The sequence below is a fragment of the Parapedobacter defluvii genome, assembly GCF_014642075.1.
GTDB classification, from domain to species: domain Bacteria; phylum Bacteroidota; class Bacteroidia; order Sphingobacteriales; family Sphingobacteriaceae; genus Parapedobacter; species Parapedobacter defluvii.
Genome location: NZ_BMIK01000018.1, coordinates 20432 through 41684, shown reverse-complemented (window position 1 = coordinate 41684; position 21253 = coordinate 20432). Strand labels below are relative to the sequence as shown.

20 protein-coding genes and 2 tRNA genes are annotated in these 21253 nt (G+C 42.9%); 5 read left to right on the top strand and 17 right to left on the bottom strand.

Annotated elements, in window-relative coordinates:
- Nucleotides 1-30: 30 nt before the first annotated feature.
- Nucleotides 31-1092, bottom strand: coding sequence for a DUF2806 domain-containing protein (locus IEX60_RS19430; RefSeq protein WP_188753075.1), 1062 nt, complete (start codon nucleotides 1090-1092; stop codon nucleotides 31-33).
- Nucleotides 1093-1136: 44 nt separating this feature from the next.
- On the opposite strand from IEX60_RS19430, the gene IEX60_RS19425 reads away from it, so the two are divergent.
- Entirely contained in the window at nucleotides 1137-1721 is a 585-nt protein-coding gene (locus IEX60_RS19425) for a sce7726 family protein (protein WP_188753074.1), read from the top strand.
- Here IEX60_RS19425 and IEX60_RS19420 read toward each other — a convergent pair.
- The 6 genes from IEX60_RS19420 to IEX60_RS19395 all read right to left on the bottom strand — a co-directional run bounded on the left by IEX60_RS19420 (nucleotide 1675) and on the right by IEX60_RS19395 (nucleotide 6601).
- A complete protein-coding gene (locus IEX60_RS19420) occupies nucleotides 1675-2790 on the bottom strand; it encodes a beta family protein (RefSeq protein ID WP_188753073.1) in 1116 nt (371 codons plus the stop codon). The genes IEX60_RS19425 and IEX60_RS19420 overlap by 47 nt on opposite strands.
- Before the next feature lie 3 nt (nucleotides 2791-2793).
- Nucleotides 2794-4068: an XRE family transcriptional regulator gene (locus tag IEX60_RS19415; protein WP_188753072.1), complete on the bottom strand. Its 1275-nt coding sequence runs from the start codon at nucleotides 4066-4068 to the stop codon at nucleotides 2794-2796.
- A gap of 6 nt (nucleotides 4069-4074) precedes the next feature.
- Nucleotides 4075-4527, bottom strand: a complete 453-nt coding sequence (locus IEX60_RS19410; protein ID WP_188753071.1) for a DUF6932 family protein — start codon at nucleotides 4525-4527, stop codon at nucleotides 4075-4077.
- Between the two features lie 104 nt (nucleotides 4528-4631).
- Entirely contained in the window at nucleotides 4632-4904 is a 273-nt protein-coding gene (locus IEX60_RS19405) for a helix-turn-helix domain-containing protein (protein ID WP_188753070.1), read from the bottom strand.
- 97 nt (nucleotides 4905-5001) lie between these two features.
- Nucleotides 5002-6258 (bottom strand): site-specific integrase, encoded by a 1257-nt coding sequence (locus tag IEX60_RS19400; RefSeq protein ID WP_188753069.1) that lies wholly within the window; start codon nucleotides 6256-6258, stop codon nucleotides 5002-5004.
- 269 nt (nucleotides 6259-6527) lie between these two features.
- A tRNA-Pro gene (locus IEX60_RS19395) sits at nucleotides 6528-6601 on the bottom strand.
- A 249-nt stretch (nucleotides 6602-6850) separates the two neighbouring features.
- Here IEX60_RS19395 and rplS point away from each other — a divergent pair.
- Nucleotides 6851-7198, top strand: a complete 348-nt coding sequence (rplS, locus tag IEX60_RS19390; RefSeq protein ID WP_188753068.1) for a 50S ribosomal protein L19 — start codon at nucleotides 6851-6853, stop codon at nucleotides 7196-7198.
- A 735-nt stretch (nucleotides 7199-7933) separates the two neighbouring features.
- The gene (locus IEX60_RS19385) at nucleotides 7934-9295 is read left to right on the top strand and encodes a M23 family metallopeptidase (RefSeq protein ID WP_188753067.1); all 1362 of its coding nucleotides are present in this window, start codon (nucleotides 7934-7936) and stop codon (nucleotides 9293-9295) included.
- Between the two features lie 209 nt (nucleotides 9296-9504).
- Here the strand turns inward: IEX60_RS19385 and IEX60_RS19380 are convergent, their stop codons facing one another.
- From IEX60_RS19380 to IEX60_RS19355, 6 genes are all read right to left on the bottom strand, one after another.
- The gene (locus tag IEX60_RS19380; RefSeq protein WP_188753066.1) at nucleotides 9505-10530 is read right to left on the bottom strand and encodes a hemin-degrading factor; all 1026 of its coding nucleotides are present in this window, start codon (nucleotides 10528-10530) and stop codon (nucleotides 9505-9507) included.
- Between the two features lie 7 nt (nucleotides 10531-10537).
- On the bottom strand, nucleotides 10538-11338 hold the full coding sequence (locus tag IEX60_RS19375) for a heme ABC transporter ATP-binding protein (RefSeq protein ID WP_188753065.1): 801 nt from the start codon (nucleotides 11336-11338) through the stop codon (nucleotides 10538-10540).
- Nucleotides 11339-11396: 58 nt separating this feature from the next.
- Nucleotides 11397-12446 carry a FecCD family ABC transporter permease gene (locus IEX60_RS19370; RefSeq protein ID WP_229717657.1) on the bottom strand — a complete coding sequence of 350 codons (1050 nt, stop codon included), beginning with the start codon at nucleotides 12444-12446 and terminating at the stop codon, nucleotides 11397-11399.
- Nucleotides 12443-13306 carry a heme/hemin ABC transporter substrate-binding protein gene (locus tag IEX60_RS19365; protein ID WP_188753064.1) on the bottom strand — a complete coding sequence of 288 codons (864 nt, stop codon included), beginning with the start codon at nucleotides 13304-13306 and terminating at the stop codon, nucleotides 12443-12445. The genes IEX60_RS19370 and IEX60_RS19365 overlap by 4 nt, the downstream gene beginning before the upstream one ends.
- An 83-nt stretch (nucleotides 13307-13389) precedes the next feature.
- On the bottom strand, nucleotides 13390-14466 hold the full coding sequence (locus IEX60_RS19360; RefSeq protein WP_188753063.1) for an HmuY family protein: 1077 nt from the start codon (nucleotides 14464-14466) through the stop codon (nucleotides 13390-13392).
- Between the two features lie 41 nt (nucleotides 14467-14507).
- On the bottom strand, nucleotides 14508-16559 hold the full coding sequence (locus tag IEX60_RS19355) for a TonB-dependent receptor plug domain-containing protein (RefSeq protein ID WP_229717656.1): 2052 nt from the start codon (nucleotides 16557-16559) through the stop codon (nucleotides 14508-14510).
- Nucleotides 16560-16683: 124 nt separating this feature from the next.
- Here IEX60_RS19355 and IEX60_RS19350 point away from each other — a divergent pair, with 124 nt between their 5' ends.
- Nucleotides 16684-17418, top strand: a complete 735-nt coding sequence (locus tag IEX60_RS19350) for a copper homeostasis protein CutC (protein WP_188753062.1) — start codon at nucleotides 16684-16686, stop codon at nucleotides 17416-17418.
- A 23-nt stretch (nucleotides 17419-17441) separates the two neighbouring features.
- Here the strand turns inward: IEX60_RS19350 and IEX60_RS19345 are convergent, their stop codons facing one another.
- Both IEX60_RS19345 and IEX60_RS19340 read right to left on the bottom strand, forming a co-directional pair.
- Entirely contained in the window at nucleotides 17442-17624 is a 183-nt protein-coding gene (locus tag IEX60_RS19345; protein ID WP_188753061.1) for a spore protein, read from the bottom strand.
- A 28-nt stretch (nucleotides 17625-17652) separates the two neighbouring features.
- Nucleotides 17653-17723: transfer RNA gene (locus tag IEX60_RS19340), tRNA-Cys, on the bottom strand.
- A gap of 264 nt (nucleotides 17724-17987) precedes the next feature.
- Here IEX60_RS19340 and IEX60_RS19335 point away from each other — a divergent pair.
- Entirely contained in the window at nucleotides 17988-18617 is a 630-nt protein-coding gene (locus IEX60_RS19335) for a porin family protein (RefSeq protein ID WP_188753060.1), read from the top strand.
- 74 nt (nucleotides 18618-18691) lie between these two features.
- Here IEX60_RS19335 and rpsJ read toward each other — a convergent pair whose 3' ends face one another.
- Both rpsJ and fusA read right to left on the bottom strand, forming a co-directional pair.
- Nucleotides 18692-18997, bottom strand: a complete 306-nt coding sequence (rpsJ, locus tag IEX60_RS19330; protein WP_090632042.1) for a 30S ribosomal protein S10 — start codon at nucleotides 18995-18997, stop codon at nucleotides 18692-18694.
- A gap of 71 nt (nucleotides 18998-19068) precedes the next feature.
- On the bottom strand, nucleotides 19069-21183 hold the full coding sequence (gene fusA / locus IEX60_RS19325; RefSeq protein WP_188753059.1) for an elongation factor G: 2115 nt from the start codon (nucleotides 21181-21183) through the stop codon (nucleotides 19069-19071).
- Between the last annotated feature and the right edge of the window lie 70 nt (nucleotides 21184-21253).

Sequence of the window (21253 nt, the reverse complement as noted above, 5' to 3'; positions counted from 1 at the left end):
GTCTCCATCTTGATTCAAAATTTGAAACCGTTAACCGACAACTTCGAATGCGTCCTTTAATAGCTCTTGTAAACGCAACGTATATTTCTTGTTTTCAGTTAAACTCAGTAGATTACGAAGTTCTCGACCACTTTTTGTAAGTTGAATTAAGCATACTTGTTTTTCCGAGAAGTTTATTTTGGCTTCAATTCCAGCGTAATTTATAATCTCGACCATTGAATCAGGGAGCTGTCCATAATTCACGCGTAATGCTTCAGCAGATCTAATAAGTCGCAAGCCATCTAAATCGAATAAGTCATCATAGGAAATTTCATAATCTTCCAATGGCCCGATATTCTGAAATGGAAAAACGTTTGGATGAATAATGTAGCAACTTCTGCCATCGTCAATTGATAAATTGCAGAGTCGCTGAAATGAATTGCCTATATCTGATGTTAAAATAGAAAGAAGTTGAAGAGTATAAGGGCTTATACTTCCCGGGTTTACAATTTCCTTTGTAAGAATCTTTGATAATATTTCTTGAACATCTTCCTGTGTTTTTGTTTCCGATAAATTCCAGAATTGGGTTAACCAATCGTTATCTATTGTTCGGGTAGAATCGCTATCAGGATTAATGGTTTGTAGATTCTCGATTGTCTTTTGGGCCACTTGCTGACGGTTTAAATATTGCTTTATTATATTACGGCCAAAATGCTCTAAAGCAACATTAGCTAAGTCATTATCCGTATGAAATAACTTAGTAGCAGATTCGGCAGCAGCATTAATCATTTTGACTTCAGCATTCCCCTTAGCCTTAATGTTTTGCGATATACGTTCAAAATAAGCAACTGGAATTTCTGCACCACTGGAAATTATCTTGCCAAGACCGTTGGCCAAAGCAATAATTGCATTATTTTTTATTATTTCAGGTATAGATACACTTTTTATCAATTCCAAAAGACTTTTGTTAGTCTGCTCAGCCATTATTTCAAGTTTTTGTCCGGTAAAAATGCGAAATACTTTCTTGATAGTATTTATGATACCATAAATAAAATTGTCGCTATGTATATGTTGAATATAAGAAAAACTAATATAGTTAGCTTTTTTACCCATTATTTTGTTTGCGATAATGTATATTTGTATTACTTTCGCTTATTATGAGGGATAGCATTATTAGAACGGCATTTCATACCACCATTTTAAAAACGGCTCATCTTGATCAGGATACTTTTGTGATAGATGAACTTGGACTAAAAAATGGTGCAATTCGCGCGGATATTGCAGTTCTCAACGGAAGCCTTATTGGCTATGAAATCAAAACAGATCGAGATAATTTAAGCCGTCTGATTCCCCAAGTAGGTGTTTACAGTGAAATTTTTGACAAGGCATATATTATAACAGGAAAGCGGCATCTGAATAAAATCTTGGAAAAGGTTCCGAAGTGGTGGGGAATTTATTTGATAGAACAGGAAGACAAGGGATTATATAACTTCAACTGTTTACGTAAATCGGAAGTAAACGATCGTAAAAATGCTTACAGCATGGCTCAATTATTATGGAAAGAGGAAGTAATTAAAATACTGGAAGACTATTTTGATTGTGAACCGAAACAAAGTTGGACAAGGGATAAATTGTATACCCTGCTTGCTGAAAAATGCGATATTAACACCCTTGGCAACATTACGCTTGGTATCCTCAAGAATAGACAGGGGTGGAGAATAAATCGGCAACTACCTTTGTGAAATGATGGTTATTGCCAACCCAGTTCCATACAGTCGGATTCCCAGGTTTAGCATCGCCTAAGTAGCATTTTCTGATATATAAATCTCCTTCAGAATATGATTCTCCGAGATAGTATTCTGAAGTGCAAATTTCTCCAGCCTGTGAAATATACTGTTTAAAATCGTCTGGCTTGCTCAAAGCGGAACCCTTTATAATAAGCCAATTCCCCCCCGTCGTATATCTTATGTTTGCACTCCGTTTCATCTTCCTCGGATCAAATTCAAAATGCCCTGGCGTAACGATGCTATAATCACCAAAATTTATTTTGCGAGCATAGTCAGTCTGGCGCAGCCCTTCTTCAATGTGTCTATATAATTCCCAATCTAACCTTGTTACAATATTCAAACCTTTCTTCAATAAATCAGAACGAGGGAAAGCTCCCCCACATATTGTGAAGGATTTCCAAGCATGGAAGTTGGGAAAGGTTTCAAGTAATGCAATAATCCCTGCTGAAAAATCCATAGGTTGGGAAAAATCGGTAGGTTGGGAAGAATCAGAGCTTGCCAAATCAAAAATGAGGTGGCAACTCTCGCAATTTAACTCTAACCTTTTCAATAACCCATCCAGCTTATTAGCCAATGTAATATCCATTGCATCTTCAATTTTAAGCCTTATGCCAATTTCTTTAATTCCGTGCTTCTTAATAACACTGATTAGACCATTCATAGTTTGGACATTGTCATTAATATGAGCAATAGGCATCGGAAACAACGGTATAAGAAGTTTCTTTGCTATCTGTTCATATATATACTCCAACGGGGTTATTCCATTAACGAATTGCCCTCTCAACTGATAAGTATCAACGAACGAGTTACTTGAACACCATTTTTTTATGAATTTTTTAAGGCAAAAACCATGAAGGTGTTCTTCGAGGGTTTTGGGATTTTTCTTGCTCTCATTGTCGTATTCCAAATTACTAATTTCGAAAAGAGGACATATATGCTTTTTGGTAAATTTATCCAATTTAAAAAGGGCTGTGAATTCCCCCTCTTTTGATTTTAATATTGGTAAATAGAATTCAGGGTTCATAATTCAATAATTTATCGCGTTTATAAAGCACTTTCTCACTTTTCCTTGTCCTATTAATTCATTGAATATAAAAAATGAATTTCTTTCTTTTCTTAACCGACCAGCGATTAGCGCAGGATTAATATTCAAGGAATTAGCCAAATTAATGATTCCTTTCTCCGTAGGGTTAAATCGGATTAACGATTTCTTCCATAAGTCATTTGATATTAGGGCATTCAACGCATAATCATCAGCCTCTTTTTCTATTCCATCGACATTGGCATCGAGATCGTCAAAGATTACATTGACCGTATCATTTAAATGGAGGTATATATGGGCAATTTCGTGGAAAAGTACAAACCAAAAATTATCAAGCCGATCATATCTGAGTGTCATAGCTATAATCGGCGAATCATTTTCAAAGGTCATTGCCGCTCCATCGAGATACGTTCCTTCAAGAGATTGTTCTATGATAAATCTTATTCCGCTTTCTCTTAAATATTCTGCGGCCAATAATGGCCCATTAGCTTCTTTGCTCAATTCTCTGAGTTTACTCAACCAATCTTCATTTATTATATCACTTGCATATTTTCTGGAAACTTTTTGAGTTTTAGCCTTAGATATAACTCTCGCATACCAGGCATCTAACGCAAAATCATTAAATTTTCCGTCCGTCCTAACCGATTTCTTTGTTAAAGCGTGGGGGGTAAATTCCATATCTGCTGACTTGTAGAGATTCTCCAGCAAAGTTTGGGCATGTATCGTCGCATCATTCAGAGAACCGACAAAACCACTAAACCAATTACGTTGATACATCTGTTTGAACGGATAATTCTTTATGTCAAATTTCTCCCGTTGGGGCATATCCGTCAGTTGTACATCCGCACTCACTTTTACTCCTAAAGCCGAAGCTATCTTCAACAGTGTCTTTAGGCTTGCCGAGCTATATCGTTCAGCCTCGTACTTTTGAATCTGCTGCATTTTAACTCCAAGTTTCTCCGCAAGTTCAGCTTGGGTAAGGCCATTAGCAATCCTCGATTTTATTAATGCTAACGGCAAGCCTGAAAGGTCATGGATTTCGGCCATAACCACACGTCCAGCCTTTAAGTCTTCGTATTCCCTTACTTCTTCCAATAAATCATTGAGTTGTGACTCGATTGCTGATTTATACGCTTCAAGTATTTTAGGATGGGTATTTTCCGCATTTTCAGATGCAACGGAAAATGCATCAAGCGCAGTCTGAAAATTTTCAATTTGAGACTTGGAAATCTTATATTGTCTGTCGTTGGTAATCATCATTCCCCCTTATTTTAAGTAATTTTGCAACCTTACTATTCCTTTCCTCATACCAGAAATCTTATCTATCTGAAAAAAATCAAGAAAGGGCTTCCCCGAATTACCCTCTATCATTAACGTTGGAAAAAATTCGCCAAAATATTTTTCCTTCTGCTCTTTTCTTCCGTGCTCGAATGTCAAAAACACAGGATCCAAAATATTCGGGTCTACGTTATCGGTATCCCAACACAGCTCATAATCATTAGGCAGAGGTTTTTCCGTCACATAACTCCCGTCTAAGAAAACTTGGGGACTTCCAGCCTCAAACAAATTTTGGAGTGCGGCCTTTAGTCCATCGAATAAATATATTCTTCTTTCGTTTATTGCAAATCTTCTTTCAATATCAAGAATGCTCGCATCCCAAATGCCCGGCGGTAACACTGGCCATATTAGTCCCGAGCCATGCGTAAAATCAGGAATCATAAACACAATTATTTTGTTGTGTTAACAAAGGTAGTTAACATTTTCCAATTTCTCAAATTAATTTTCTTGTTATCAAGCAAAATATATAATGCAAAAACGCACTTTTACTTTTTACTTTGATTCATCATCTCTATCACATCCTCGTATCGGTAAAACATCAGTCCTCCCACTTTACTAAAACGCAGGGTGCCTTTGCGTCTTAAACTTTGGAGTGTACCGGGCGATATACCCAACAGCTTGCGTACCTCATAGCTTTTTAGCCACTCCTTCTGTTCTTTTGGTTTTTGCGGCCTGTACATCGGCCTACACAATTCAGCGAATAATTCCCGCTTGAATTGCTCCAAATCCTCTTTCGTTACAAATTCTACCGTTGCCATAGTATTGCTTTTTCATGCAATACTGGCGATACGGATTGGTGCGCTTTGGTGACTTTTGGGTACTACCCAAAAATATAATGGGGCAGGACGTTTATTGTTACCCCGTCGCCTGTAACGTTCGCGGGTGCATTTTCCCTTTGAGTGCTTTCATATCGTTGCTCACTTTTTTGACCTTTACTTTTGCGTATATCTGCGTTGTCCGGATACTGCCGTGTCCGAGCATGTGACTTACCGTTTCTATCGGCACGCCGTTTTCGAGTGTCACGGTGGTGGCGAACGTATGCCTTGCTAAATGGTACGTGACCTTTTTGGTTATCTTGGCGGCTTTCGCAAGGATTTTCAAAATACGGTTCATCGTCTGGTTGGTGTAGCGTGGGAATACCGTTCCGTTGTTCAGGGCAGCCGGATGGTTCCAGTATTTTTCCATCAGTTCCACCGCTTCGGGTAGCATCAGGATGTGGAATTTCCTTTCCGTTGATTTCACGGTCTTTTTGCGCACCATCGTTATCCACCATTCTCCGTCTTTGTCCTTTTTAATATCCGCTCTGGTCAAAGCGGTGATTTCGGCATAGGCAAGTCCCGTGTAGCAACTGAACACGAACATATCCCTGACGATGACATGGCTTGGCTGTTCAGCCCTGACATTCCTGAAACGTTCCAATTCGTTCGCGTCGAGGCAATCCCTGTCCTTTGGGATGATGTAGTACTCGTAACCCTCGTAGGGGTTGGCTGGCATCCATCCGTTTTTCAGTGCGATGGTTATTATCTTCCTGAGCCGCTCCATGTGCTTCATCACCGTGTTGTGCGTACATTTCTTCTGCCCTTTTTCGGGTTTCTTTAGACGCAGGTAAAGGTCGAACTCGGCAATGAACCTTGGCGTAAGCCGCGCCAATGAGATATCTTCTCGTTTCATTTTCTTTTGCAGGAACTCCTTGACGAATTTCTTGGTTGAGCGGTAGTTTTTCATCGTACCCTCTTCGAGCGTCGGGCCGATTTCCGTTTCGTGGTAGTTAATGAGCCATAGGAGCGTATGGGCTTCCTCGTCGCCCCCCTCGTATTTGGCCTTTACTTCCTCTGCCGTTGCCGCCTTGTAGCGGTAAACGAGGTCGTCGTAGGCCGAGTTGAGGCCGTTGCGCACCTGGCGCATCTTTTCCCTTGTGTCCACGTCCTCCTGTTCATTGCCGTCAAGCCGCTGCTCTTTCTGGTGCCAAGCCGAAATTGCGACGCGCCTTTTGAGCGACAACTGCGTGGATAGACTGTTGACCGTGATTCGAGCGAAAAGCGGCGCTGTGCCGTTGCTCTCTTTGTCCTTTTTGATGAAAAAGGACACTCCGAAAGTGTTTTGGGTAACCATAGCTTTTACCTTTCTTTTTTCCCTGCCCCCCGGTCGCTGGAATTGACGGGCAAAACCAAAACGCACCAAAAGGCATCAAAATAAATTTAAACAACTGAAAAACAGTTATTTATACCCAAAAAAAGTTAAAGCTACGTATTTGAAACGGGGTTAAGAATAGGGTAAAAACACCTTGCTATCCTTTGCCCCAGACTGATACAGGGTAAAAATAAAAAATCCCCTAAATGATTCATTTAGAGGATTTTTGGTGTCTTTTGACACCCATGTTGTCGGGGTGGCAGGATTCGAACCTACGACCTCCTGCTCCCAAAGCAGGCGCGATACCGGGCTACGCTACACCCCGAACTTTATTTTTTGCCGGTTTAAAGGAGGCCTCGGACTTTCGACCTTCCCGACTCATAGTCGGGACGCGATACCGGGCTACGCTACACCCCCTGTTCCCGTAAGGGTTTGCAAAGGTAAAAATTAAATCTAAATTCCAAAAAACCTTTCAAATTCTTTTTTTAAAAACAACTTCCGTATTCAAAAAATAATCACTAATATTGCAGCTCGATTTTTACGGGATAATAATCGTCATTAATTACTCAAAATCATGGATTTAGTAAAATTTGTAGAAGAGCAAGCGGTAACGAAAAATGAGGTTCCCGCATTTAAGGCTGGGGATACCGTTAGCGTTCACTATAAAATTCGCGAAGGGAATAAAGAGCGTATTCAGATTTATCAAGGTGTTGTCATTCAGCGTAATAGTGTGGGAGTCAACCAAACCTTCACGGTGCGTAAAATTTCCAACGGTGTAGGCGTGGAGCGTATTTTCCCAATTAACTCACCTAATATCGAGAAGATTGAAATAAACAGCTACGGAAAAGTACGTCGTTCAAAATTATATTACTTACGTGGACTTACCGGCAAAGCGGCACGTATTAAATCGAAAAGATTTTAATAATCCTCTTTAGCTTACGATAAAAAGCCGCCTTCAATAGGCGGCTTTTTTTATGCCTAATTTCTTCTTTTCTTTCGTTTCTATCTTGTGCTTGTCGCAGCGATTTAGTGTTGACTTAAACTCCCAACCGTTAGAGGAAGCAGCAGCTGACAGGGGATTACTCCTCCGCCATCCAAGCGTATCCCCGAGAGCATTCAACCGGCGGAAGTATTCATCAGGATCTATATTTTTCTATTTTCGTCTATCAGTAAAACTGTAGGGAAGTAGGGGTTCACTTCCCATTCCGTGGATAACAAGCAGGTGATGGATTGTTACGAAAAGACAATTAGCGTCATCTTTTTTGAATAGCTAAAATTGCCCGTACTTAACAAGTTGCTGACCAGAAGATAATTTTCTGCAAGTATAGATTTATCAGTTGATTCACAATAGGTTGTATGATTTGTATAAAGTTGCTATGCTAACTTTAATTAAATTTTATATTTTATTATTAACCAAATAATTATTGAATTTATATATACTGTTAATTTACACTAAACAAATAAGATTTTATCGGTCTATAAGACGGGTTCGAAGTGTAAAAAAATGTTAAAAAAAGTAAGGTATTCAAATAAATTGCTTTATTTGCACAATTACTAATTATGTATGAGAAGTGCTGGCGGTAGGAATCGAGCCGTCAACCAATTCAAATTAGTCACGGGATCAACTTTTGAGTACGCGAACTACCTATAGTAAGAAATGATTTTTAAAAAGAATGTACTTGCACTGGTTGTGCTGGTTGTGATTGTATTGGGTGCCAGTTTCATTTTTCTTTCGTCTTTTGATACTAAATCCGAAGACCTATCGCCCACGGCACCCCACATTGCTGAGCACGAAGTAAGTGCTAGCTTACTGTACGGTTTACCCATAACAGGATATACCATTGAAACTAGCGCCGTAAAGCGCAACGAGTTCTTGTCAGACATTCTCCAACGGTATCATGTGGACCTTCCAACCATTTCAATCCTAGCAGATAAGTCCAAGTCAATATATGACGTACGTAAGATTGGGGCAGGACACGATTATACAGTTTTTACAGATGCTACAGGTAAAGCCGCATATTTTGTATATCAACCCAATCCAATCGACTATGTGGTATATGATTTAAGGGATAGTATTTCTGTCCGGAAAGCTCAGAAGGCTGTGGACACTAAAATTGAAACAGTGTCAGGTGCCATTCAAAGTTCCTTATATGAGACACTGGAAGCAAATGGTGCTAGTCCTGATTTGGCGGTTCAATTAGCAGAGATATACGGATGGGCCGTTAACTTTTATCGAATCAATCGGGGTGATTGGTTTAAGCTGGTATACGAACGGAAGTACGTTGAAGGTAATCCAATAGGTCCGGGCAGAATTCAATCAGCGGTATTTGGCCACGGCGGAAAAGAATACCGTGCATTTTATTTTGAGCCGAATGATGGGCAACCGGGCGCATATTACGATGAAAACGGGAAGAGCCTCCGACGGACATTCCTGAAGGCACCCTTGAAGTATAGCCGTATATCGTCCCGCTTTACCATGCGGAGGTTTCATCCGGTCCAACGTCGATGGAAGGCTCATCTTGGAACAGATTTCGCTGCACCTCATGGTACGCCGATTGTGGCAACCGCGGCGGGTGTGGTAATTGAGTCTCAATACGGAGGAGGTAATGGGAATTATGTTAAAATTCAACATGATAATGTGTATACTACCCAATACCTGCATATGAGCAAACGGGCGGTGAGAAAAGGACAGCGGGTGTCTCAGGGGCAGGTAATTGGATATGTTGGCAGTACAGGATTGGCAACGGGACCCCATGTATGCTACCGTTTTTGGAAAAACGGTAGGCAGGTAGATGCATTAGCTCAAGTGTTCCCACCGTCTGAGCCGATTAAAAAAGAATATCAAGTGGCTTTTGAACGGGTTTTAAATGAAGGTCAGCAGAAGCTAGCTGCGATCGATGATAAAAAGCAAAGCAGCCTGGAAATCTATGGTGCCTTAGCATTTCGCATCGAGAACCTTTTTGAGTCAGAACCAGATGAGAATCGTATCTTGGAAGGTTTTTCAGCGCAGATACTTTAAAACTAAAACACATTAATAAAACCCCGGTGATTCACATCAGCGGGGTTTCTACTAACTAAACTAAACAACTATATAAAACAAACCATATATAGACCTTTGATTCGAGGACACATTTCTTTCCTGACGCTTCAAAGATATAAATTATTTAGAAAGATTATAAATAAAATTCAATCAATGAATTAATTTGTTGATTATCAATGTGTTTTTTTCTATACGTTTATAGTATAATCTGCTACTACCTGACGCCAGTCTTCACGTTCTGGAATCCCTGGCTTACGTTTGCCAAAGAATTGTGCGATGATATTACCGTCAGCATCGAATGCTTCAAGACTGGTTACAATACCATCTTTCGTTGGTTTTTTAACCAACCAAACACTTTCAATAGCGTCTTCGCGGAGGTGCATGTTGAATTCAGGATCTAGGATATTGAACCAGGGGCCTGTTTGTAGTAATTTCTTCGCTTTTCCGGTATGAATCTGAATGCAACCGCGGCTACCAATAAATACCATGATTTCCAGATCACGTTCCGATACTCCTTCGAGTATTCGCTTTAGTGAAGGAACGGAAATCTGTACGGCATACTCTTTTGGGGCCAATCGCATAGCTTGAAGTCGAGAGACTCCAAATTCGCGTAACATGCCGAAGAAATGATGGGTATCTTTTAGATCCATCCATGCCTGCTGGAAACCGGCGACATTAATCTCGCTGTCCGGACTTTCGGAAATGGATTTGTCTATCTCTTCGGTTTGCAGCGGCACATCTTGTTCGGGGGCCCTGTAGGTTGCAATCAGTGTCTCATAAGCCTGAACATCACTTTGTTCGGTAAGATAAATTTTGTGCACAGCTTTGCCATCTTTGTCAAAGAACTGGAAACTGCGACGGTCACCTTCTTGTACCGAAAAGCCAAAGTGCCAAGCGTTCATAAACAATCGGAGATCGATATCGGGATTGGCCACCAAACCGACGTGACCATTGAAAGAGGCCTTGGTATAAGTGCCTTGCCGTTCATGAACGGCATAGTCATTACGCGTAAGGGCCATAACATGCCCCAATGTGCTGATCTCGTTAAGTATTTCTTTAAACTCAGGTCTTAACCTTATGTTGGAATCGCCTATGGCTACTAAATCTGCCTCAGAAACACCTAATTGTTTAGCAGCATCGCGGATACGTACTTTTGGATTTTCGTTTTTGAATTGTTGGTATTGCTCCTTGAGCGATATCGTTGTATTTTCCATGTTAATGTTATTTACTTATTGTCTGTTCAGATAAAGTCATTGACGGAATTACCAGTGGGCACTTAAATTCATCGTCGTGAAACAGCCGTACCTGAATGTTAAATGCTTCGTGGATATTTTCGCAGGTAATAACCTCCTGTGGTTTTCCAAAGGCGACGCGCTTTCCCTTTTTCAAGATCATTATCTTATCTGCGTAACGCGATGCAAAATTAATGTCATGCAGGATGCTGATTACGCAATAGCCACGGTTGGCAAGGCCTCGGGCTAAGGAAAGAATCTGCTGTTGATAGAGCAAGTCCAGCCCATTGGTAGGTTCGTCCAGGAAAAGCAAGCCCTTGGGCTGGTCATAGATCTGGGCGATGACACGGGCTAGCTGAACCCGTTGCTGCTCGCCCCCCGAAAGGGTGTTATAGTCACGGTTGGCAAACTCGGTTATGCCAGTCTCTTCCATTGCGGTTTTGACGATCCGGAGGTCATCTTCCGTGGGTTTGTGGACGAAATGCGGATATCGACCCATCATGACCAGTTCATGCACTTTGAAAGAAATGGAAAGCGTATTGATCTGTGCCAAAACCGCCCGAAATTTGGCGAGTGCATCTAATTTGTATGTTTCAATGGACCGTTTACGGATATAGATGTCTCCTTTAGTGGGGGAAATCTCCTTACACAAGAGTTTGAGCAGGGTACTTTTTCCGGCCCCGTTGGCACCGATGACAGCCAACATTTCGCCCGGCTGCACATCGAAACTTATATTCTCAACTAGTTTTGCAGCACCAACAGCATAATGTATGTTTCTGACTTCGATCATTTATATTCAAATAACGAATATGCAGGAGATAAAGTTAGTTATTTTTAACGATACTAAATCAATAAATACCTCCACGTTTTCTTCGTTCGATTAAGATGATGTAAATAAATACCGGGGCCCCTATAATGGCGGTCAGTATGCCAATCGGTAATTCGGCTGGAGCGAATAGGGTGCGCGCAACCAGGTCGGCCAAGACCAGTACAGAAGCTCCCAACAAAGCGGATCCAGGTACGACCAGCCGGTGGTCTGCCGAAAATGCCATCCGTAGGATATGTGGAATTACCAGGCCAACAAAGCCAATCATACCGGATATGGCTACTGATGCACCGACCCCCAATGTTGCCATCACGATGATCAGTCTTTTTAATACCGTTACGTTGATGCCCATATGTCCAGCCTGTGATTCGCCCAATGCAAGTGCATTCAGCGACTTGCTAAAAAAAGGTAACACAACCAGCGAAACCGTTGCAAACGGCAGGACACCGGTGAGAGTCTGCCAGCTGGCTCCCCCTAGACTTCCCAATGTCCAAAAGGTAATGTTACGCAACTGGTCATCCGTAGCCATATAAGTCAGCAACCCGGTGAACGACCCCGCCAACGCGTTAATAGCAATGCCTGCCAGCAGCAATGTGGTGATGTCTGCCTTTCCGTTGCCAACTGCTAAGCGGTATACGGCAAATGTAGTAATGCAGGCACCAATAAAAGCGGCAATAGCTAGTGCGTGATAACCCAATGCAGCGGTCATGAAACTGAAGTACCGATGTTCCAAAACGATCATCATTACGGCGAATAGGGAAGCTCCGGAGGAAATTCCAATCAGCCCGGGCTCTGCCAGTGGGTTACGGAACAAGCCTTGCAAGGCGGAGCCCGCGATGGCTAACACACCACCTACAACTGCTCCCAAAAGGACACGTGGCAGACGGATGTTGAGTAATACGGCTTCCTGCTGACGGGTAAAATTGCCGGATGTACTTAATCCGCTATGGTGTGCAATAATGGACCACAGTTCCGAAGCACTTATTTTAACAGCACCTATGCATACGGATAACACGCATGCCCCGAACAGTAATAGTAGGAGTAAAACAAGTATAAGACCGTAGTTTTTCAATGTATTTTCTCTGCTAACTCGATAACTGCCTTGCCCAAACGCGGGCCGAAACCGGTAAGGAATTGACCATCCATTTCAACCACTTTCCTGTTTTTTCCGGCATTCGTCTCACTAATGCCTTGTACCTGCAGCAGTCCATCAATGCCACCCAAGCTGGACAATCCGCTGTCAAACAGTAAGATCACGTCCGGATTTGCGGCAATAACTGCTTCGGACGTTAATGGTTTGAAATCCTCAAATCCCTGTACAGCATTGATCCCGCCCGCTAATTGAATTATTTCATCCAGCTGTGTCCGTTGACCGGCTACCATCATAGTGCCCGTTCCACGGGCGTAAATAAACAGGACTTTGGGCTTGCCTTGTGCGTTAGCAGTCAGGGAATCCACATGTGCAAGATCGGCTTCCAATTCCCGAAGAAGCGAATCGCCTTTTGCCGCTTGCCCAAGGCTATCGGCTACTGTCCGGATTAGCCGTTTGGCGCCTTCCTTAGAATATTCATGCTCAAAGAGTAAAAATTTGGTGCCAGTAGCCTGGATTTGTTCGGCTACCTGGGGTTTTACAACATCAGAAATGCCAACAACCAGGTCCGGATCCAATGCCAACACACCTTCGGCAGAAATATCCCGGTTGTGTCCGATTTTGGGTTTTTGTTGAAGGCGGGCAGGGTAAGTGCTCGCTACATCTACCCCGACAATGTTATCTTCAAACCCCAAGCCAACGAGGATTTCGGAAAGTGTTCCATTCGTGGAGACAATTTTTGTAGAATCCGACAGACCGGATTCCGTTGTATGGGAGATGTTGCAGGCCATAAAGGCAACCGCAAAAAATATGACTCCCGCAATAAGGACGTTAGTATTCATGTAAGTGTCGATATGCATCAAATGCAGCTACCGTATCCGGGCTGCATTTGAATGGAATAAATATATATACGGATCGGTGAAAACTATCCACGTTTTACCAGTTGATATTCCAATTCGGGATATCCGCGCTTGCCGGCATCTTCCGCTGTAAAACTATTGAATTTCAACTTATAAATATTTCCGGCTACATCTTTAATTACATAGTAGCGGTCTTTTTTTGTGCCGGCTTCAACACCTGGTGTCGGTGAAGGAACGGTACGCCAATTTGCACCAATTACATTCTGGTTGCCCGAAAAGGATATGGAAGAGATGTTGGCTTCGCTGAAACTTGCATAAGCGATGTCTGTTTCCTTTACCATGGCACCTTGTACACCATTTAACGTGTTAAGTTTGATAAAATCTGAATTATTATATGGCACGGGGTCCGTGCCCAACATGGTGAAATATATGGTATATCCCCAGGAGAAATCCCATTCCGTTTTTGGCGGTTCTACATTGACAATGCCCCCGGTAAACGAGAAGTGTTTAAAGTTGTATTCACTGTCTTTCTGTATTTCAATGGTTTGGACGTTGGTTGCATCCAATTTCGCATACTGCACTGAATATCCATTCGTGGATTGGCTGATTTTTACTTTCCAGACATTTGCAGGGTCAACCGTAGCACCACCTACGGTGTTTACGATGTACACCGGATTCTCTCCAGTCGAGATCGCATCAATTGCCGTATTGTTGAGGTTTCCGGTGGTGTCGTCAATCAAATCAAATGATCCGATAAATTCATACGTTTCGTAATTTAATCCCAGCGCGAGTTCATTGACATCTACTTTGGCAGGTGTCACCGCATTAATGTCGGTTTCCTGTGTATTTAGGGCAGTAATTGCACCTTTCGAACTATTCAGAATTACCCGAAAATCGTTTCCGCAATAAAAGCCAAGATCCCACGATTCCCGCTTAGCAGAATCTTGCTTAGCTGCGCTGAGATCCACAAAAACGATGTTTTGGGCTGCGCTTCCGCCTACGCCACCGTTGAGCGTAAGTTCGGTGCCTTCAGATGGTGGAATGTCAGGAATTGTCTCCTCGTCGTCCGAGCATGACGTAAAAAAGACTGCTGCACCGATTGCAAAGGCCAGGTATTTGAAAAGATGTGTTTTTGTTTTCATGTTTTTGTTATTTATTTGAGATACAAAATTGCTGACATAACTTATTTGGACCATTGTACGTTGATGCCCAGGAAGAAAGAACGTCCGTAACTGATAGCTGTTGCACCGGGAGCTCCGCCATGTGCATCACCGGTTCCGGGGGACGTATTTCGTATGCGTGTCACGTCGAAGAGGTTTCGTACTCCACCCACCAACGTCAAGTGTTTAATTAATACCTTGTTGACGCTTAAGTCCATCGTATGGTAGGCCTCCGTTGCGGCCTTGAATAATTGATTGTTTCCGTCAATGATATAGTCGTATAGCTTTCCGTTTAGTTTATAAAACGCGTTAATGCCTAAACCCCATTTTGGAATCTGATAGAAGATATTTGCATTTACCTCTGGTTGCCATACAAGGGATGGTACGTCACTCAACGTATTGGATAGATCATCTTCCCGCGATATGTAAGAGAAACCGAAAGTAGCATCCAGGTCTTTCCAAACCAACTTATTTTCCCATGTGATGCCGGCAGTTTTAAAATGATCAATATTGGCGTAGGTATTGATCGAAGGGTCATCCGGTTTCCCCGAAATGGTAATTAGGTTTTCAAAACGGTTAAAAAAACCGCCTAGTGTACTGTTGACCAAGATGCTATGGCCAGTAAGTGGTTCCCATGATAGATAGGCGTTAAAGCTGTGTGAGTATTCAGCCTTTAGGTCTGTATTGCCTTCGATGGAATGATTCGAATCAAAGAATGTGAAATATAATTCGCGTAGTGCAGGTGCCCGGAAACCGCGTGCATAAGCCGCACGTATAGCCCAGTTATTACTGAAGTTGATCTTTGCATTCAATGAAGGAATTACCGGAGGGGCGTTATATACTGAATTTTTAGTGAACCGCAACCCCGGCCGTAAATGCAGCCATAACAACGGATTCCATTCTGACGAAACGAAGAATGCATAATCGGAAATACGCGGCTCGCCTGAGATGCGTTGTCCATTACCCTGTTGACTGTTAATTTCGATACCGGGTTGAAATTGCAATTTATCCGAAAACTGATACTGAACGGTGCCTCTGAAAAATACGGAATTGAATTTGACAAGATCCTGTTGCCCCGCTCCATCGGCTAATTCGGATGTTCCGTTGCGGAAATCGCGGAGGATAGATCGGGTTCGACGCCTATAGTCTTGGTAGGATGCTGATGCAGATAGATTCAGTTGATCTGAAAACTGCCAATCCGATTGCAGGCTGTGGTTATATCGTTTGGTGATATAATTTTGATCAAGCGCCTTATAGTTTGAAGTATTCAACGGGCCTCGTTTAGCAATGTCTTCGTCAAGATAGCTAAGCCGGTAATTTGTGCCGGCTTTGGTGTTTCGATATCCCAGCGCACCAGACAACAACAGCTGATCTTTTGGTGCCCATTCTTTGGCACGGCCTTCTCCGGTTCCTTGGAAACCACCGAAATTATTCTGCGTGCCGCTCGCTGTTGCGCGCCAATGCTGGTTTTGCCAGGTGATCGCAGCATTTCCGTTATGCGTTCCCCTCTTTTGCATGAAACTGTACTCATCTCCTGCTGTTTCTTCCTGTATTCTCGCAGATACTTGTAGATTCTGCTGACCACCCGATTTGGTGATAATATTGATAACACCCGCCAGTGCGTCACTGCCATAAGTCACAGACATTGGGCCTTCCACAATCTCGATGCGTTCAATGGTGTTAACATCAATTTGGCTGAGGCTTTGGCGGATACTGCCGCGGTCGAGCATCGGAATACCATCTACCAGAACTTTGATATTCTGGCCGCTCATATTCATCAATTTGATATCTGTTTCCGCGAGCGCCATATCGTTTGTAAACCGGATACCCAGTTGTGTGTTCAGGATATTTTCTACCGTGGTGGAAGCTCGTAACTGGATCTGCTGTTGAGAAATGGTTCGTACGCGGTAAACTGAGTTTTTGACCGACCTAGGACCAAATTGGCCCGTTACGACGACTTCATCAAGCATTCCGTAGTTTAACGAATCTGTACTCTTAGGATGGACATCTTCTTGCGCTTTCAGCGTAAAGGTCATGAATAACATGCCTGTGAGTATGGCGGACAAGCGAACCATTTATTTAGCCTTATTATAAATAGATGACAAAACTATGTGTTATTAAGACCAATTACAAATAATATCTCGTTTTTTTGTCTATCTCTTTTGTTACCTTTGACCACTTACATACATAATCCGGATAATGCATAACGTTTATCAATTGGAGATTTGTGCTAATTCCGTTACGTCGGCCTTAGCTGCGCAGGACGGAGGAGCTCATCGTGTCGAATTCTGTCAAAACCTAGAAATGGGAGGGACGACACCGTCACCCGGGCAGATCCGGCTCGCACGCCAGCAACTGACCATCGGTATGCACGTGCTGATCCGGCCAAGAGCGGGCGATTTTTTGTATTCCGATACCGAGTTTGAAGAGATGAAAGCGGATGTCCTGTTTTGTAAGGAGGTAGGATGTGATGGTGTGGTAATAGGCTTATTGCATGCGGATGGCCGTATAGATAAAGAGAGGACCACCGAATTAGCTGCAATGGCTCATCCTATGTATGTAACGTTTCACCGAGCCTTCGATGTTTGCAGAGAACCATTTGAAGCGTTGGAATCCATTATTGCGTGCGGCTGTAGACGGCTGCTTACCTCAGGCATGAGAAATACAGCGCAGGAAGGGGCTCAATTGATCAAACAATTGGTTGAACGTGCAGGCGGACGGATTGAAATTATGCCTGGATCGGGTATCAATGCCGATAACATAATGGTAATGGTGCACACAACGGGTGCAACCAGTTTCCATGCATCAGCCAAAGTTGTTCGACACAGTGGTATGAGCTATGTAAATGAAGCAGTAAGTGGAATGGGCAATGAGGCATGGGAAGCCTCAAAAGAAAAAATCCGCCATTTGGCGGATATATTAAAAAATCTATGAAACTTCCGTCGGTCGACAGAGGGTTATTTGTTGGATTCGGCTTCCAGCTTAGCCAATACTTCGTTGTTCTTGACAATTTGGCTTCCGGCAGGCATTTTTGAACGGCTGCCCGTTTCGAGATTGCGGCCAAGCTTCAAAAACTGAACTTGGTTTTTTGCAACAACCTTATTCCTTCTGTCTTTTCTTTTTAAGCGTGTAACTCCCATTTTCTTTATCTTTATTGTTTTTTAAACGAGGTCGGAAGCGGATTCGAACCGCTGTAAAAGGTTTTGCAGACCTCTGCCTAGCCACTCGGCCACCCGACCCTTTTTACAAAGGTCTGCAAAGCTAAGATAAATTATTGACAATCGGAAGAAGAAGAATGCCTATTTGCATATCGGTGTAAAACATTGTATACTTTAGGGTAAGTGTATAATAATGCATACACTTTTCCTCTGTGGAAATTTTTATATTAATTCATTGATAATTAACTATTTGATGCTATTTTTGAAGCTGTGGCGCATATCTTGTAATCTGATTATTGTTTTTTGGATACTATTAAATTGAGTTTAAAAATGAGGAGAATTACTATGAAAAAGTTAGTATTAGCAATAATGGCAGTGGGAATTTCAGTAGGTGCCTTCGCTCAGGGACAACCGATGGGATTTGGGATTAAGGCGGGGGTGAATTTTCCCAAGTACAATTTTTCCGGCGATAACAGTTCGTTTGAAACCAAATCATCTACAAATTTTCACGTTACTGCTTTTTTGGATGCACCCATTGCAACCGATTGGTTCTATATTCAACCCGGTGTGTCGTTGCAGGGAAAAGGTGCTAAGTTTGTAGACAATGATAATTTGGAATGGACGCAGAATACGATGTGGATTGAGGTTCCTGTGAATGCGGTTGCCAAATTTCCGGTTCAAAATGCAGGTAGTTTCTTTATCGGTGCCGGACCGTATGTGGCTTTTGGTATTTCCGGAAAGAATAAATACGATTCCAATTGGGGATCCGCGCAGACTGAATTTGACTTCGGCAAAGACGGTACCTTAAAAGGTACAGATTTTGGCTTGAATTTCATAGGCGGTTTCCAATTGACCAACGGTCTGATGATTCATGGTGGGTACGGCTTAGGTCTTACCGATTTGACTCCCGATGGTGGAGGCGATGCGAAACAAACCAATCGCGTATGGACTGTAGGTTTGGGATTTGCTTTATAAGTGAGATAAACCTTTTTTAAAACAGAAATGGCTCGCCGGATCCGGCGAGCCATTTCTGTTTTAACATGAAATCATCACACTTTGATTTCTACTTCTACACCGCTTGGTAATTCAAGCTTCATCAAAGCATCTACTGTTTTTGAATTGGAACTGTAAATGTCCAACAACCTTTTATAGGCACAGAGTTGGAACTGCTCACGGGCTTTTTTGTTCACGTGCGGTGAACGCAAAACAGTGTACACTTTCTTCTCAGTAGGCAAGGGAATGGGACCGCTTACCACGGCACCTGTAGGTTTTACAGTTTTAACGATTTTCTCGGCAGATTTGTCTACCAAGTTGTAATCGTACGATTTCAATTTGATTCTGATTCGTTGGCTCATGCTATTTGTTTGAAAGTTAAGACTGGCCCGTTAGAGCTATTTACAACGGGCAGTCGTGTTTATTATTCGTGTTAAACGTTTACTTTGCCTTTTGCCTTGGCAATCACCTCATCCTGAATGTTCTTCGGTGCTTCAGCATAATGGTCAAATTCCATCGTAGAGGTAGCACGTCCGGAAGTAATGGTACGCAATTGCGTAACGTAGCCAAACATTTCGGAAAGCGGTACGAGGGCCTTAATCACCTGTGATCCCGCACGTGTATCGATACCTTGCAACTGACCGCGGCGACGGTTCAAGTCACCCATTACATCTCCCATGTTTTCTTCAGGGGTAAGTACTTCGATCTTCATGATAGGCTCCATCAATACAGGACGGCATTTCGGAAGCGCTTCACGGAATGCGGTACGCGCTGCGATTTCGAATGATAAGGAATCGGAGTCAACTGCGTGGAATGAACCGTCGATCAGACGTACTTTCATGCTTGATAACGGATATCCGGCTAGTACGCCGTTGACCATCGAAGCTTCAAAACCCTTTTGTACCGATGGGATGTATTCTTTGGGAATAGCTCCACCTACGATTTCATTCACAAATTGCAGCGGAGACTTAACGACATCCCAATCCGGATCAACCGGTGAGACAACCACTTGGATATCGGCAAATTTACCGCGTCCACCGGTTTGCTTCTTGTATACCTCCCTGTGTTGCGTAGTGCCCGTGATGGATTCCTTGTAGGCCACCTGCGGTGCTCCTTGGTTTACTTCTACCTTGAATTCACGTCTCAAACGGTCAATCAGGATATCAAGGTGCAATTCACCCATTCCGGAAATGACAGTTTGACCGGTTTCCTCATCAGACTGAACACGGAAAGTAGGATCTTCCTCAGCCAATTTGCCAAGAGCAACCCCTAATTTATCAACATCCGCTTGCGTTTTAGGCTCAATGGCCAAACCGATAACCGGCTCAGGAAATACCATGGATTCCAACACGATCGGATTTTTCTCGTCGCAAAGGGTATCACCGGTTTTAATATCCTTAAAGCCTACCACCGCACCGATATCTCCCGCACCGATGTTCGGAATGGGATTCTGCTTATTGGCATGCATTTGGAAAATACGGGAAATCCGTTCCTTGTTGTCCGACCGGCTGTTATATACATAAGAACCTGCCTCCAGATTGCCTGAATATACACGGATGAAGCATAAGCGGCCAACAAAAGGATCGGTAGCAATCTTAAATGCCAAGGCTGCAAACGGTTCTTTTTCGTCCGGTTTCCTGATAATTTCATTGCCGGTTCTAGGATCCGTACCTCCAACAGCTTCTTGATCCACAGGGGAGGGAAGCAATTCCATCACAAAATCCAGCATGGTCTGTACACCTTTGTTCTTGAAAGAAGAACCGCAAACCATGGGAACAATGGAGTTGTCAAGAACGGCCTTACGCAAAGCGTCCAACACTTCCCGTTCGGTAATGGAATTTGGATCATCGAAGAATTTCTCCATCAATGACTCATCGTAGCTAGCTACAGATTCGAGCAATTTTTCGCGCCACTGGGCTACTTCGTCCACCATATCGTCAGGGATGGGGACTTCCGTAAAGGTCATTCCCTTATCTTCTTCATTCCATACAATGCCCCGGTTGTTGATCAAGTCCACTACACCTTTGAAGTTATCTTCGGATCCGATCGGTAACTGCAAGGGAACTGCTTCCGAACCAAGCATTTCCTTAACTTGTTTTACGACGTTAAGAAAATCAGCACCTGAACGGTCCATTTTGTTGACGAATCCGATACGGGGTACCTTATAGTTATCCGCCAGTCGCCAGTTTGTTTCAGATTGGGGTTCTACACCGTCAACGGCTGAGAACAGGAAAACCAATCCATCCAATACCCGGAGAGAACGGTTTACCTCAACGGTGAAATCCACGTGTCCCGGTGTATCGATGATGTTAACATTGTACTTGTTGCCGCGGTAATTCCAGAATACCGTGACTGCTGCTGACGTGATCGTGATGCCGCGTTCTTGTTCCTGCGCCATCCAGTCTGTCGTTGCAGAACCCTCGTGTGTTTCACCGAGTTTGTGATTTACACCGGCATAAAAAAGGATGCGCTCGGTGGTTGTGGTCTTGCCTGCATCGATGTGAGCGGCAATACCAATGTTTCTTGTGTATTTTAAATCTCTTGACATGTTGCTAAAGCTGTTGATTCGCTAAAAAAACACACCGATTTTAGGAGGTAGTTACGTCGTCCTTCAAATC

What these genes read in the sequence shown, in the direction of transcription:
- IEX60_RS19430 (WP_188753075.1), bottom strand. Translation starts at nt 1,092, where the DNA reads ATGGGTAAAAAAGCTAACTATATTAGTTTTTCTTATATTCAACATATA.
- IEX60_RS19425 (WP_188753074.1), top strand. Translation starts at nt 1,137, where the DNA reads ATGAGGGATAGCATTATTAGAACGGCATTTCATACCACCATTTTAAAA.
- IEX60_RS19420 (WP_188753073.1), bottom strand. Translation starts at nt 2,790, where the DNA reads ATGAACCCTGAATTCTATTTACCAATATTAAAATCAAAAGAGGGGGAA.
- IEX60_RS19415 (WP_188753072.1), bottom strand. Translation starts at nt 4,068, where the DNA reads ATGATGATTACCAACGACAGACAATATAAGATTTCCAAGTCTCAAATT.
- IEX60_RS19410 (WP_188753071.1), bottom strand. Translation starts at nt 4,527, where the DNA reads ATGATTCCTGATTTTACGCATGGCTCGGGACTAATATGGCCAGTGTTA.
- IEX60_RS19405 (WP_188753070.1), bottom strand. Translation starts at nt 4,904, where the DNA reads ATGGCAACGGTAGAATTTGTAACGAAAGAGGATTTGGAGCAATTCAAG.
- IEX60_RS19400 (WP_188753069.1), bottom strand. Translation starts at nt 6,258, where the DNA reads ATGGTTACCCAAAACACTTTCGGAGTGTCCTTTTTCATCAAAAAGGAC.
- rplS (WP_188753068.1), top strand. Translation starts at nt 6,851, where the DNA reads ATGGATTTAGTAAAATTTGTAGAAGAGCAAGCGGTAACGAAAAATGAG.
- IEX60_RS19385 (WP_188753067.1), top strand. Translation starts at nt 7,934, where the DNA reads ATGATTTTTAAAAAGAATGTACTTGCACTGGTTGTGCTGGTTGTGATT.
- IEX60_RS19380 (WP_188753066.1), bottom strand. Translation starts at nt 10,530, where the DNA reads ATGGAAAATACAACGATATCGCTCAAGGAGCAATACCAACAATTCAAA.
- IEX60_RS19375 (WP_188753065.1), bottom strand. Translation starts at nt 11,338, where the DNA reads ATGATCGAAGTCAGAAACATACATTATGCTGTTGGTGCTGCAAAACTA.
- IEX60_RS19365 (WP_188753064.1), bottom strand. Translation starts at nt 13,306, where the DNA reads ATGAATACTAACGTCCTTATTGCGGGAGTCATATTTTTTGCGGTTGCC.
- IEX60_RS19360 (WP_188753063.1), bottom strand. Translation starts at nt 14,466, where the DNA reads ATGAAAACAAAAACACATCTTTTCAAATACCTGGCCTTTGCAATCGGT.
- IEX60_RS19355 (WP_229717656.1), bottom strand. Translation starts at nt 16,559, where the DNA reads ATGGTTCGCTTGTCCGCCATACTCACAGGCATGTTATTCATGACCTTT.
- IEX60_RS19350 (WP_188753062.1), top strand. Translation starts at nt 16,684, where the DNA reads ATGCATAACGTTTATCAATTGGAGATTTGTGCTAATTCCGTTACGTCG.
- IEX60_RS19345 (WP_188753061.1), bottom strand. Translation starts at nt 17,624, where the DNA reads ATGGGAGTTACACGCTTAAAAAGAAAAGACAGAAGGAATAAGGTTGTT.
- IEX60_RS19335 (WP_188753060.1), top strand. Translation starts at nt 17,988, where the DNA reads ATGAAAAAGTTAGTATTAGCAATAATGGCAGTGGGAATTTCAGTAGGT.
- rpsJ (WP_090632042.1), bottom strand. Translation starts at nt 18,997, where the DNA reads ATGAGCCAACGAATCAGAATCAAATTGAAATCGTACGATTACAACTTG.
- fusA (WP_188753059.1), bottom strand. Translation starts at nt 21,183, where the DNA reads ATGTCAAGAGATTTAAAATACACAAGAAACATTGGTATTGCCGCTCAC.